The following is a 12,817-nucleotide window of genomic DNA, read 5'->3' on the forward strand; positions in this document are numbered from 1 at the left end:
ACGTTTGTCATTCGAAATCGTCGGGGTTGCATTGTTGAAAATACTTGCCTCAAATTGGAGAAACCGTTGGCTGGCGTCCGTGTTCTTGTTTTTGGCCTGGTCTCCTGCTATGGCAGCCTGGTGTACCTCGACGTCACCAGTGGCTACCTTGAATATTAATCTTGGCACTGTTTCTGAAGCTACCGCCGACCGTATGCCAGTTGGATCGGGGCGGCCTCAAATCTGAAGTGCAACACCTTGCCATTCGGTAAGGTGTGGTGAATGACGAGAACGAAGTACCAACAACTACAACCCGAAGAACGCATGCGCATCGAGATTTGGAAGGCAGAAGATGTCAGCCTGCGGGCCATGGCCCGCAGGCTTGGCCGCGCGCCTTCGACACTGATGCGTGAGCTTCGCCGCAATGCCACCGCCCGTGGCGGCTATGGCGCAATGAGCGCACAAGCCTGCCGTACGCAACGCCTCAAGGCCAGCCGTCCGGTCGCTAAGCTCGCTCCTGATGGCGTATTGTGGGGCGTGGTGCGCCACTTCCTCGATCAGAAGTGGTCGCCCCAGGAAATCTCCGCTACGCTCAAGCGGGCCTTTCCTGACCAACCCGACCTCAACGTGTCCCACGAGACCATCTACAACGCCATCTACGCATACCCGCGGGGTGAGCTGCGCCGCCAGCTCATCGCCTGCTTGCGACAGGCCCGAACCAAGCGTCTGCCGCGCTCGCGTGGAACCGACCGGCGCGGCCAGATTCCCGACATGGTCAGCATTCACGTGCGCCCGCCCGAGGTGAACGACAGGCTGATGCCCGGGCACTGGGAGGGCGACCTCATCAAGGGGGCGGGCAACCAATCCGCCGTAGGCGTGCTGGTTGAGCGCATGAGCCGCGCCGTACTGCTGGTCAAGATGCCAGACGCCACCGCTGCATCGGCTCTGGCCGGCTTTACCGGGAAGCTGCAATCCCTGGTGGCGCCGCTGCGCCAGACCCTGACCTACGACCAGGGTCGAGAGATGGCCAGGCACGCCGAACTGAGCGCCGCCACTGGCGTGCGAGTGTACTTCTGCGACCCGCACAGCCCCTGGCAGCGCGGCACCTGTGAGAACACCAATGGTCTGCTGCGCCAGTACTTACCCAAGGGCACCGACCTGTCCGTCTACTCGCAGGAGGAACTTGACGCCATCGCCGACAGCCTCAACGGCCGCCCGCGCAAAACCCTGAACTGGCACTCCCCGCTACAAGTCCTCGCTCAGGTTCTGGCCAATCCCACGGACCGGCTTCCTGTTCAATAACCAAGGGGTGTTGCGCTTCGCACTTGAAACCGCCCGGTGATTTACACCGTGTCTGGCGACTGGGATGCTTACGGCGGTCATAATGCGGGCTGGTGCCAAAATCTTCCGGCTGGGAATCTAAGCCCTATCGGAAATCTCCGGGTCAAGACAAAAGTCTATTTCTCGATGCTAGGCACCCCGGTGCAAAGGTATTGGAATGATGTTTACCCCACGAATTTGGCGGGCGTTGGCGTGCGGATCTATATCTGGAATCCGAGTTCGTATTACGGCACACCCACCAGAGCGACCGCTATCCCACTGTCGTTCACCGCAGACTTGCAGAATTCCCTGCCATCCATGCGACCCGCATATGGCACAGGCGGTCTGCGAGTACGCGTGGAAGTCATCAAGACAGCGCCAAATTGGCAGGCGGGATCACTTCGATTTGTTGGGGGCCAGTTGCGAGTGACCGCAGCCGATAACGCAAGCAACAGCGTGACTCTCACGCAAGTCAGCATCATGGGAACAATGAATACGCGTTCCTGCTCGGTTGCCGCGGGCTCCCGGAATGTAAGCGTCAATATGCGAGAGGTTGCCTATCCAAACGGGTTCAGTGGGCGTCAGGCAGGTGCTTACGGACCCACGATACCGTTCCGGATTACTATGAATTGCGTTTCTGGCCCGAGAACATCTATCCAGTTCGATCCAGTGACGGCGATAGCCGGAAAGCCCGATATCCTTGGCCTCACACCTAACTCATCGAATGCCTCGGGCATAGGCGTGCAATTGCTGAGTTCGGTTGGAGTACCGCTGCAACTGCGGACGCCGGTGCTGCTGACAGCGCGGGCGCCAGATGGTGCAAGTACCTACAGTTTTGGTGGACGATATATTTTGACTGGCGAGCCTGTAAGAGGCGGGCGAGCGGATGCAACTTCGATCTTCACCATGGTGTACGAGTAGGGTACGAGCACTGAGTATCTGATTGTCTGGTCATGAACAGAGCGTGTTGTACATCTTGGGTGCAATCGCTCCGAGGGTCCGCTTGGGCCCGTTGAATGGACCTGGTGATTCGTGGTCCCCGCGCTTGTCAGTCTCTTATGCCTACGCGGCAGTTCATATCCGCCTTGCCGGGGAGCGTTAACTGTGCGTCCGGCCCCTTGTCCCAGAACACTGCTTCCCCATTAGCGGTCGTGGCCGTATAGCGTGCGCCTGAAGCAGCAGGCGTTTGCGTCAGTACCAGTTGTTGATCGAGCCAGCGCAGATAGGCGAACCCCGGCTCTGTCTGTACGAATGTGCCGGCAATCACGGCTTTGACGTCTGGGCAGCGGATATCGAACGGGCCGCGGCTGATGCCCTTGTCGTCCTGCGTGCGAGCACCAGCATAGGCGTGGCGCAGCTCGTGGATGCGCTCCAGATAGCTGGCAGCGACGCAGACCCCGGCATCGCTGGCTTTCCAGCAGTCGTTGCGGCCCTTGATCCAGCCGCGCTGCTCCGCCAGGAGCGTTTTCTTCTGTGGGGCCGGCAATGATCGGGCGTCGAGCGCCATTCCGTAGAGCCGGGTGGTTTCTCGATCGAGTCGTGCCAACGTATCGTCCTTGCAGATCAATTGCTCCACCTGTCCTTTGGCGTTCCCGCAATCGAAGCTTGGGCTGGCGGCCATTGCCACGCTGGTGGTGCCAAGCATTGCCAGTGCTACGGTCGGAACGGATAGACGGATGGGCATGGCACGGTCTCCTGAGAATGAAATCAACTGGCGTTGCGATCGATAACGACGAAATGCTTGCGCACGGGCTCGAGCACCTCGAACACGCCCTCGAATCCGGCGGGAATCACACAGGCGTCGCCGGGCCCGAACTCACGGGCCTCGCCGGCCAGGCTGGTAATGCGCAAGCGGCCGCTGATGACGTGGAAGAACTCTTCCTTGCCGGCGGGGAAAGCGATGCGCCACGCGCCTGGCTCGCACGCCCAGATGCCACAGTCGAAGTCGCCCTGGGTGGCGCTGTAGTGCGTCCAGGTGGTGCGATCAGGGTTGCCTTTCACGAGTCGGTCCGGCCGCGGATTGTCGTGGCTCGGCGCCGGACGGCCCAGGAAGTCGGTCAAGGTTGGCAGAGAGGGTTGAGTCGTGGAGTTCACAGCGGAAGCGATAAAGACGGCGTTGAAACTGTAAGTGTAGTCTCATGGCCGGCTGCTTCCTTGACTCAGCACCGTGCCGCCTGGCATCGCCCGCGGAGTAAGCGTGGGCATAAAGCGAGAACCCGTCGCACGGACGGCACGTCGCTGAAGGGGTTCAGGATTCGGACGCCGGTGTTCGCGAAGTCCCGGACGTTGCGCGTTACGACTGTCAGTCCGTGCACGAGCGCTGTGGCAGCGATCAGTTTATCGAGTGAGTTTTGCGTGTCGGGCACGCTCAGATGGCCCCAGAGTTCGACGATTTGCGCATCGATGCCGAGGATGTTGTGGGTATGGCGCCGGTGTACCGTCAGCACCCAGTCATCCAGGACCTGGCATTGCTTGTGGTCCCCGCGGAAGCGCTTGAGCTCCACGCCGCGTCGCAGTTCTCCAAGTGTGATGACCGAGAGAAATATCTCGCGACCGTTGGCGGCGGCATCCTCAAAAAATTCGAGCACGCCCGGGTTCGCCCGGGCGCTCTTGCGTTGCTCGCTGATGATGTTGGTGTCGACCAGATACATGCTCGGTCGCTCCGCTCACTGGACCCGCGCGAAATCCCATTCATCGCTGGCGTCGCCGGGAGGAATTGCCAGGATTAGCGCGGCAAGGGATCTGGATTGCGCGACTGCTGGATTCGAGGGCTGGTCCTGCGCTTCGACGGGGCATTGACCATCTGTCGCCCGGTTGAGGCATTGCGTGTCGGGGTGGTGTGTCATCTCCATGGTGGACCTCCTTGCTGAGTCGTTGAAGAGGTCGCCATCGTGCACCATGGCGGGGTGGAAAGTTGTGTCCGTCTGTGCCGAGAGGTTTGAGGTTTGATACAGGGCAATCGAGTCGGCCCTTGTCGGCAGAAGCGGTGCCGCAAAAGAAAATACCCCGGCGCGCGGGATCGCCGGGGCAGCAAGAGTTGCCAAGTCGTTTCAGGGTCGTGTCGACTGACCCCCGGCAAGTGTGCATCCAGAGTAGCTTGCGGACCAATAACTCACTTGAGTTATTGGTCATGAGTGGTCACTTCATGCGTGGGGGAATGGATCGGGAGGCGCAAGGTCCAACCGTGCCAGGACATTGGCGACAGCCTGGGCAATGCTGCCACCATGGGCTGGCATGACGATGTGGGCAATTTCCCGGTACAGCGGGTCGCGTTCGCAAAACAGCGCCTCGAGCCGCGCGCGCGGATTGTCGGTCTGCAGCAGCGGACGGTTGCGGTTGCGCCGCGTGCGGCGCCAGATCTCGGGCAGCGAGGCGTCGAGGTAGACCACTTGGCCGCGCGCACGCAGCATGGCGCGGTTCTCCGGACGCAGTACCGCGCCCCCGCCGGTGGCCAGCACGATCCCGCTGCGCTGCGTCAGTTCATCCAGGACGCGCGACTCGCGCTGGCGGAAGCCTTCCTCGCCCTCGAGCTCGAAGATCGTGGCGATCCGCACACCGCAGCGCGTCTCGATCTCGTGGTCGGTGTCGAAGAACGGGCGGCCGAGCTCGTGCGCCACGGCGCGCCCGATCGTCGTCTTGCCGGCGCCCATGAAGCCGATGAAGAAGAGATTGTCTCCGGAGGTTTGCTGATCCAAGATCGCGCGCTGGACACTGGTACCTCCGAACGGTAGCACGTATGGGGCAACTTCACCGGCGCCTGGGCGGCGCCGGCCGGTCTCAGTGCCCGGACACCATGGCTCCGCCAGTGTCGACGGGGGCCGCGCCCCGGGCGCCCACATGCTTGGCGACCAGCGCGGCAGTGGCGGCGAACGCGGGGATCGCCAGCAGCGTGAAGATGACGTCGAAGCCCAGATGCAGGCGCAACAGTTCGGCGCCGAGCAGTGCGCCGGTGATGCCGCCGAATCGTCCGATGCCGAGCATCCATGCCACGCCGGTGGCGCGGCCTTGCGTCGGATAGAACGCGGCGGCCAGCGACGGCATCGACGACTGCGCCCCATTCATCGCGGTGCCGGCCAGGAAGATCAACACGCCCAGCACCACCTGATCGCCGCTGGCGACCTGGCCCACGGCATAGATCAGCACGCCGGTCAGGGCGTAGGTCATGGCGATGACCTTGTTCGGATTGAAGCGGTCCATGAACCAGCCAGCCGCGATGGTGCCGATGCCGCCGCCAAGTGGGAACAGGGCGGTCAGGAAGGACGCACGCTGCAGTGAGAAACCGGCGTCTTTCATCAGCGTCGGCATCCAGCTCGTCAGCAGGTAGAAGATCACCAGTCCCATGAAGTAGGTAAGCCACAGCATGGTCGAGCCCAGTCGATAGCGCGGCGCCAGCACAGTGCCGATGGCCGACGACGACGCGGGCGCGGCCTCGCTGATCGTGAAGACGCCTGCGCCATCCACTCGGGCGCCGGTCACGCGCGCCAGCACCTGCCGGATCTGGTCGGCGGGGTACTGGCGCACGACCATATAGCGGACCGACTCCGGCAGCGTAGTCACCAGCACCACCGCAAGTACCAGCGGCACTACGCCACCGAAGACCAGCACGCTATGCCAGCCGAACTGCGGGATGATCGCCGCCGCGAAGAAGCCGCCGGCGGCCGAGCCCAGCGGGAAGCCGCAGAACATCGTGTTGACCAGTACCGCGCGGCGGCGCGCTGGCGCGTACTCGGACATCAGCGTTACCGCGTTGGGCATGGCGGCGCCCAGGCCGAGGCCGGTCAGGAATCGCAAGACAGTTAGCCACCGGATCGTCGGCGCAAATGCCGTGGCAAGACTGCAGGCACCGAAGAAGAACACGGACAGCACCAGCACCTTCTTGCGGCCGACGCGGTCGGCCATCGGCCCCGCAAAGATCGCGCCGAAGGCCAGGCCGAACAGCGCGGCGCTCATGACGGGGCCAAGTGACGATTTCTCAATGCCCCAATCCTGTACCAGGGCCGGCGCAACGTAGCCCATGGCCGCTGTGTCAAAGCCATCTACGGCGACGATAAGGAAACATAGGACTAGGATGAGCCATTGATACGCGGAGAAGCGCTGGCTGTCGATGAGCGACTGGACGTCTAGCGTACTGGTCGCTGAGTGCGGGGCATGGGACATGATTGTCTCCGTTTCGGATCTGTCGGCGACCGCTCTCGCATTTCTGACGGGCGTTTGGCGCGGCCGTTTCGCCTTTATTGTTCTAAGGGCGAACCACTGTTCTCAGTAGGAACGGATCATACGCAGCGTTTCGGCGCGCGAAATATCGGCGTAAACCCGCAAGACACGGTTGGCTGGAGCCCGCGTATCCGCCGCGCTGCCTCAGCGGAAAAGGGCGCGCGGGGAATGCGGAATATCGGAAAAGACCGGGCAGGCGGCAGAGAGTGCCGACGGCAACCCTATCGGCTGGCCGCGATGCGGCGGATCGTATCGGCGAATGCTTCGGCCACCGGCTCAAGTGTGCGATCGCTCCGGCGGAGCAATCCGATCGGCTCTTCGGTGCCTTGCGTGTCGAAGGACAGCAGCACCAGTTCGCCGGCCGCGACGGCGCGGCGCGTTGCCGAAAGCGGTGCCGCCCAGACGCTGTCGCCTTGCTGTGTCACGAGCCGGCCCAAGTAGCCATCGGCCGTTTCCAGACAGCCGGCCGGCAAGGCGAATCCGTGTCGCGCCAGCAGGCTCTCGGTGCTGTGGCGCGGGATCGAGCCCACCGCTGGCACCACCATCGGCCAGGCCAGCACGTCGCGCATCGTCGGGCGAGCATTGCCGGCAAGCGGATGGCCCGCCCGCACCGCGAGCACCAGTGGTTCGGCTGCGAGGGATTCGAACCACAGCCCCTCCATCGCGCCGGGGTCGTCCATGCGGCCGATCACCACATCGAGCACGTCAGCCTTGAGCAGGTCGATCAGCGTCCGGTTCATGCCGCTTTGCACCGCAAGTCCGACTTCCGGGTGATTCGCGCGGAAGTCGGTCACTGCCTCGAGCAGCAAAGCCGGGACGATGCTCGGCAGCGCACCCACGCGAATGCGCTCCTGCCGCGCTGCGTCAGCGCCGGCCAGGCTGTCCGCCACGGCGTCGAGGTCCTCGAGCACGCGCAGCGCCTGGCGCAGAAAGCGCATCCCGGCGGCGGTCAGGTCCGTGCCTGCACGCTGCCGCACCAGCAGCCGGGCACCGACCAGTTCCTCAAGTTCGGTCAGCGTCTTGGAGACGGCCGGCTGTGTCAGGCCGAGGCGCTCCCCGGCCCGGCCCAGATGCTGGGTTTGCGCCACAGCGACGAAGCAGTGCAGATGGCGTAACCGGATCCGGCTGCGGAACGTGTCGATGCGGGCTTCACGTGACGGCGAGCTACTATGCATAACAAAAAATCATTCAAATTGCGGAAAAACTCAATTTACATGACTTATGGCGTTGAATACAGTCGAGCCCATTCACTCACACAACACAACCACGGAGACAGCACGATGCCCCCACGCTCCGCCCGCCCGGACCAGTACCGTCGGCCGTACTGGAACACCCAGCCCGAGTACCGTTTCGATCCGTATGCCTCGACGCAACTCCGCTCGCCGAGCCAGTCGCTGATCGCCTTGCCGCAATCGCTTTCCGAGGTCACCGGCCCGACCTTTGGCCCCGAGTTTGTCCGTGAGGGCGATAACGACCTGACCGTAGGCAACGGTGGCGAGCCGATCGGCGAACGTATCCTGGTGACAGGCCGCGTGCTCGATGAAAACGGCCACCCGGTGCCGAATGCGCTGATCGAGGTCTGGCAAGCCAACGCCGCCGGTCGTTACGTGCACAAGCGCGACCAGCACGATGCGCCGCTCGACCCGCACTTCTCGGGCCAGGGCCGCACCATCACGGATGCCGACGGCCGCTACCAGTTCAAGACGATCAAGCCCGGCGCCTATCCGTGGCGCAACCACCATAACGCCTGGCGGCCGCAGCACATCCATTTCTCGTTGTTCGGCAACGCGTATGCCACGCGGCTGGTCACGCAGATGTACTTCCCCGGCGATCCGCTGCTGCCGTTCGATCCGATCTTCAACTGCGTGCCGGACGAGAAGGCACGCAATCGGTTGATCTCGACCTTCGACTGGGAAAACACCGCCCCCGAGTACGCGCTCGGCTACCGTTTCGATATCGTGCTGCGCGGCCGCGATGCCACGCCGATGGAGTAAGGCCATGCTGTACGCCACCGCATCCCAGACCGTTGGACCCTACCTGCATATCGGCCTGGCCGGCCTGAACTGCGCCGACCTGACCGCCGACGCGCCCGACCTGGCCGCGCAGCGCATCGTGATCGAAGGCCGCGTTATCGATGGCAACGGCGAGCCTGTGCCCGATGGCATGGTCGAGATCTGGCAAGCCAATCCGGCTGGCCGCTATCGCCATCCGGAAGACAAGCGCGAGCTTGGGCTGGTCCCCGGCTTTACCGGTTTCGGCCGGGTGCCGACCGAGGGCGACGGGTCGTTCCGCTTCGTTACCGTCAAGCCCGGCGCCGTGCCCGACGTGGAAGGCCGCCCACAGGCGCCGCACATCATGGTGTCGGTGTTCATGCGCGGGCTGGTCAAGCACGTCGCCTCGCGCATCTACTTCCCCGAGGAAACCACGGCCAACGCCGCCGACGGCGTGCTGGCGCTGGTGCCGGCCGAGCGTCGCGCCACGCTGATCGCGCAGCCGAACGGCCAGAACAGCTACCGCTGGGACGTCGTGCTGCAAGGCGCGGGCGAGACCGTGTTCTTCGATATCTGATCTGATGCACTGCAAGCAGGGCGCGGGGTTTCCCCCGTGCCCTGCTTTGCATGACAATCGGCGCATTACCACCGGTTTGCCCCCACCGACGATGCCCACGCTTTCTCGCCTGACCGACCCGATGTTCGGCAGTCCCGCCGTGCTCGAGGTCTTCTCCGATACTGGCACCGTACGCCGGATGCTCGATGCCGAGGCCGCGCTCGCGCGTGCCGAAGCGCAGTGCGGCGTGATTCCCGCCACTGCCGCCGCCGTCATTACTGAAGTCTGCGGCAGGGTCGATGTGATCGACCTCGAGGCGCTGGCGCAGGCGGCAGTATCCGCCGGCAATCTCGCCATCCCGTTCGTCAAGCAATTAACTGCAGCCGTCACCCAGCGCGACGCCGACGCTGGCCGCTACGTGCATTGGGGCGCAACCAGCCAGGACATCATCGATACCGCGCTCGTGCTGCAACTGCGCGATGCCCTGCGCGAGATCGTCGTCGATTTGCTGCGCGCGGGCGATGCCTGCGCGACGCTGGCCGCGACCCATCGCGCCACGCCCATGGTGGCACGCACATGGCTGCAACATGCGCTGCCCACCACGTTTGGCTGCAAGGCCGGCGGCTGGCTCGATGCCTTGCGTCGCGATCTGACGCGGCTAGACCACGTTGGGGCGCAGGTCCGCGTGATCCAGTTCGGTGGCGCCGCCGGCACCCTTGCCAGCCTGGGCGATGACGCGCCGGCCGTGGCGGCCCGCTTCGCCGCCGAACTCCAGCTCGATGTGCCCGCGCTGCCGTGGCACGCGCATCGCGATCGTCTGGTCGAAGTGGCCACCGCGCTCGGTATGTTGACCGGCACGCTGGGCAAGATGGCACGCGACGTCTCGCTGATGATGCAGACCGAGGTTGGCGAGGTAGCCGAGCCATCTGGCCCGGGACGCGGTGGATCGAGCACGATGCCCCACAAGCGCAACCCGGTGGGATGCGCGGCGGTGCTGACCGCGGCGACGCGTGTGCCACCGCTGGTGGCGACGATGCTTGCGGGCATGACGCAGGAGCATGAGCGTGCGCTCGGTGGCTGGCAGGCCGAATGGGACACGCTGCCGCAGATCGTCACGCTGGCGGCAGGCGCGCTGCGCCAGATGGCAGACGTCGCGTCCGGGCTGGAGGTCGATGAGGCCCGTATGCGCGCGAACCTCGATATCACGCACGGCCTGATCCTCGGTGAGGCAACCATGCTCGAACTGGGGCGGCGCATCGGCCGGTTGCAGGCTCACCATCTCGTGGAGCAGGCTTCGCGCCGCGCGGCGGCGGAAGACACCACGCTGCGTATCGCGCTGGCCCGCACGCTGGCCGAAGATGCGAATCACGCGGGATTGCTCGACGACGCCGCGCTCGACCGACTGAGCGATCCGGCGCAGTACGCTGGACAATCCGAACGTTTCACCGATGCCGCCGTTGCCGCATGGCAGGCGCTACGCGCGAACCCACAGAACTAAGAGAACCAAGACCAGGCCCGACAGGAGACTCCCTTGCCTTACCTCGATCAAGCCGGCGCCCGGCTGTTCTACACCGTCGACGGACCGGAAGACGCACCGGTCATCGTTTTCTCGAACTCGCTCGGCACCGATCACACGATGTGGCAGCCCCAGGCCGACGCGCTGGCTGGCCGTTTTCGCGTGGTGCGCTACGACGTGCGCGGCCACGGCCGATCCACTACGACCGAGACTTCGCTGACCGTGGAGACATTGGGCCGCGACGTGCTGGCCATCCTCGATGCGCTTCACGTTGACAAGGCCGTGTTCTGCGGGCTTTCGATGGGCGGTCTGACGGGCATGTGGCTCGGCGCGTATGCGCCAGAACGCTTCTCGAAGATCGTGCTGGCCAATACCGCGCCGAAGATTGGCACGGCCGAATCCTGGAATACGCGCATCGACGCGGTGATTCGCGATGGCCTGGGCGGCATGGTCGATGCATCGCTGGGCCGCTGGTTCACGCCGACGTTCGTCGCCACGTCCGGACGCGCGCTCGATGATCTGCGTGCCGTGCTGGCGGGGCTCGATCCGCGTGGGTATGCGGCGAGTTGCGCCGCCGTGCGCGATGCCGACCTGCGCGAGGCGGTCAAGACGATGCCGGTACCCGTGCTGGTGATCGCCGGCAGCGACGATCCGTCGACCACCGCGGAAGAGGGCAGGGCACTGGCCGCAGCCATTCCCGGGGCCATCTATGTAGAGCTCCACGCCGCGCATCTCTCGAACCGCGAGCAGCCGGGGCGCTTTACTGCCGCGCTGCTTGACTTCATCAACGGCCGCCTGCCGGTGACGGATGATCAGGCGCGCTACGATGCGGGCCTCGCCGTGCGCCGGGAAGTGCTTGGCAGCGCGCACGTCGACCGTTCGCTGCAACGGCTGACGCCGCTGAACGAGGAATTCCAGAACCTGATCACGCGCTATGCCTGGGGCGAGATCTGGACGCGTGAAGGGCTGCCACGTCATTCGCGCAGCTTGATCACGATCGCGATGATGGTGGCGCTGAACCGTTCCGAGGAACTGAAGCTGCACCTCCGTGCAGCCGCCAACAATGGCGTCACGCGCGACGAGATCAAGGAAGTCCTGTTGCAGACCGCGATCTATTGCGGTGTGCCGGCGGCCAACTCGGCATTCCACATGGCCGGGGAAGTGTTTGCAGAATTGGATCGCGCACGCGGTTGATGCTTAGGCGTCCGCCGCGCCTGCCATATCTGTCGCGTTCAAGGCGTCCTTGATTGCGAACGCTGGCAGGCGGGCGCGGCCCGATTCACGGAATGCGGTGGGCGTCTGCCCGGTCAGCCGCGCGAAGAAGCGCGAGAAGTAGCCTGCGTCCGAGAAGCCGAGTGTCATCGCGATCTGCTTGATGTCGAGATCGCTGAAGAGCAGGTCGCGCTGCGCTTCGGCCAGCACGCGTGCGTGAATGAGCTGCAATGCGCTATGCCCGGCCAGTTGGCGGCAGATGCGGTTGAGCTGCGTCGGGGTGACGCCGATCGCCCCGGCGTAGTACGCGATGTCATTCTGTTCGCGATAGTCGGTCTCCAACAGTTGCTGGAACTGCCGGAAGTGCCGGGCCGGCCGGCTGCCGGCCTGCGTCTTCGCCGGGGCCGACGCCTCGGCGATGCGCGCGATGCCCACCAGCATCAGCGTCAGCAACGCCGATAGCGATGCGCCGCGCCACGGCGATACCGATTCCATCTCCTCCCTGAACAGCGCCAGCGTGCCCGCCAGCGCGTGGCGTCGCGCCACGCGGTCATGCCGTGGGTGCTCGAACAGCGGCACCGTCCCAGGCAAGCCGGCCAGCAACGTGCGCAGGTAGGTGTCGGTCATCGTCACGATGATGCCGTCGACGTCGGGCGCGAACACGAAACCGTGCACGTGGTGCGGTGGCACCGTGATCAGCGACCCGCTTGCAAGTCGTTCCTTGCGGCCCTCCAGCAGGGCCTCCCCACTGCCGCGATGGATGTACAGAAATTGAAGGAAGCGTTCGTGCCGGTGTGGCTTGATCTCCCATGCGTAGAGCTGGCTGCGCGAGGCGATGGACTCGAAATGGAGCTGATCCAGCAGGGGCTCCGAGGAATTCACGCCATAGAGCGAGTAGGTCGGAACGGTTCTCATGGGGGCATATCGGGTGAACCCTGAATGTTCGGATTGTCACTTCGATGGTTCGATCTGTCCATTCCTGCAGGGCGCGCGAGGCTCTATCGTTAGGCCCAACAAACACACACAAAC

General features: G+C 64.2%; 14 protein-coding genes. 6 read left to right on the forward strand and 8 right to left on the reverse strand.

Annotated elements, in window-relative coordinates; all coding sequences use genetic code 11:
• The first annotated feature begins 261 nt into the window (after positions 1-261).
• Together RMET_RS20730 and RMET_RS34550 are read left to right on the forward strand one after the other, a co-directional pair.
• Positions 262-1,281, forward strand: coding sequence for an IS30-like element IS1086 family transposase (locus RMET_RS20730; RefSeq protein ID WP_011239917.1), 1,020 nt, complete (start codon positions 262-264; stop codon positions 1,279-1,281).
• Positions 1,282-1,788: 507 nt separating this feature from the next.
• Positions 1,789-2,220, forward strand: a complete 432-nt coding sequence (locus RMET_RS34550; RefSeq protein ID WP_409365170.1) for a fimbrial protein — start codon at positions 1,789-1,791, stop codon at positions 2,218-2,220.
• 127 nt (positions 2,221-2,347) lie between these two features.
• On the opposite strand, the gene RMET_RS20735 is transcribed toward RMET_RS34550, so the two are convergent.
• From RMET_RS20735 to RMET_RS20765, 7 genes are all read right to left on the reverse strand, one after another.
• On the reverse strand, positions 2,348-2,944 hold the full coding sequence (locus RMET_RS20735; protein ID WP_232310528.1) for an MliC family protein: 597 nt from the start codon (positions 2,942-2,944) through the stop codon (positions 2,348-2,350).
• A gap of 62 nt (positions 2,945-3,006) precedes the next feature.
• Positions 3,007-3,393, reverse strand: coding sequence for a cupin domain-containing protein (locus tag RMET_RS20740; protein ID WP_011518514.1), 387 nt, complete (start codon positions 3,391-3,393; stop codon positions 3,007-3,009).
• Between the two features lie 65 nt (positions 3,394-3,458).
• On the reverse strand, positions 3,459-3,950 hold the full coding sequence (locus RMET_RS20745; protein WP_011518515.1) for a type II toxin-antitoxin system VapC family toxin: 492 nt from the start codon (positions 3,948-3,950) through the stop codon (positions 3,459-3,461).
• Between the two features lie 15 nt (positions 3,951-3,965).
• Complete coding sequence (locus RMET_RS20750) at positions 3,966-4,343, reverse strand: hypothetical protein (protein WP_011518516.1); 378 nt, start codon at positions 4,341-4,343, stop codon at positions 3,966-3,968.
• A 99-nt stretch (positions 4,344-4,442) separates the two neighbouring features.
• A complete protein-coding gene (locus tag RMET_RS20755) occupies positions 4,443-4,949 on the reverse strand; it encodes a shikimate kinase (protein WP_029309323.1) in 507 nt (168 codons plus the stop codon).
• Positions 4,950-5,076: 127 nt separating this feature from the next.
• Positions 5,077-6,456 carry an aromatic acid/H+ symport family MFS transporter gene (locus tag RMET_RS20760; protein ID WP_011518518.1) on the reverse strand — a complete coding sequence of 460 codons (1,380 nt, stop codon included), beginning with the start codon at positions 6,454-6,456 and terminating at the stop codon, positions 5,077-5,079.
• Between the two features lie 278 nt (positions 6,457-6,734).
• On the reverse strand, positions 6,735-7,688 hold the full coding sequence (locus RMET_RS20765; RefSeq protein WP_011518520.1) for a LysR substrate-binding domain-containing protein: 954 nt from the start codon (positions 7,686-7,688) through the stop codon (positions 6,735-6,737).
• Between the two features lie 105 nt (positions 7,689-7,793).
• Between RMET_RS20765 and pcaH the strand changes: the two genes are divergently transcribed.
• The 4 genes from pcaH to pcaDC all read left to right on the forward strand — a co-directional run bounded on the left by pcaH (position 7,794) and on the right by pcaDC (position 11,770).
• Positions 7,794-8,507: a protocatechuate 3,4-dioxygenase subunit beta gene (gene pcaH / locus RMET_RS20770; RefSeq protein WP_011518521.1), complete on the forward strand. Its 714-nt coding sequence runs from the start codon at positions 7,794-7,796 to the stop codon at positions 8,505-8,507.
• Between the two features lie 4 nt (positions 8,508-8,511).
• On the forward strand, positions 8,512-9,081 hold the full coding sequence (gene pcaG / locus RMET_RS20775; protein WP_011518522.1) for a protocatechuate 3,4-dioxygenase subunit alpha: 570 nt from the start codon (positions 8,512-8,514) through the stop codon (positions 9,079-9,081).
• Between the two features lie 121 nt (positions 9,082-9,202).
• On the forward strand, positions 9,203-10,558 hold the full coding sequence (locus RMET_RS20780) for a 3-carboxy-cis,cis-muconate cycloisomerase (RefSeq protein WP_035821481.1): 1,356 nt from the start codon (positions 9,203-9,205) through the stop codon (positions 10,556-10,558).
• Positions 10,559-10,591: 33 nt separating this feature from the next.
• The gene (gene pcaDC / locus RMET_RS20785) at positions 10,592-11,770 is read left to right on the forward strand and encodes a bifunctional 3-oxoadipate enol-lactonase/4-carboxymuconolactone decarboxylase PcaDC (RefSeq protein WP_011518524.1); all 1,179 of its coding nucleotides are present in this window, start codon (positions 10,592-10,594) and stop codon (positions 11,768-11,770) included.
• 3 nt (positions 11,771-11,773) lie between these two features.
• Here pcaDC and RMET_RS20790 read toward each other — a convergent pair whose 3' ends face one another.
• On the reverse strand, positions 11,774-12,703 hold the full coding sequence (locus RMET_RS20790; protein ID WP_011518525.1) for a helix-turn-helix domain-containing protein: 930 nt from the start codon (positions 12,701-12,703) through the stop codon (positions 11,774-11,776).
• Positions 12,704-12,817 lie beyond the last annotated feature (114 nt).

Source organism: Cupriavidus metallidurans CH34, from assembly GCF_000196015.1.
In the GTDB taxonomy this organism is placed as follows: Bacteria; Pseudomonadota; Gammaproteobacteria; order Burkholderiales; family Burkholderiaceae; genus Cupriavidus; species Cupriavidus metallidurans.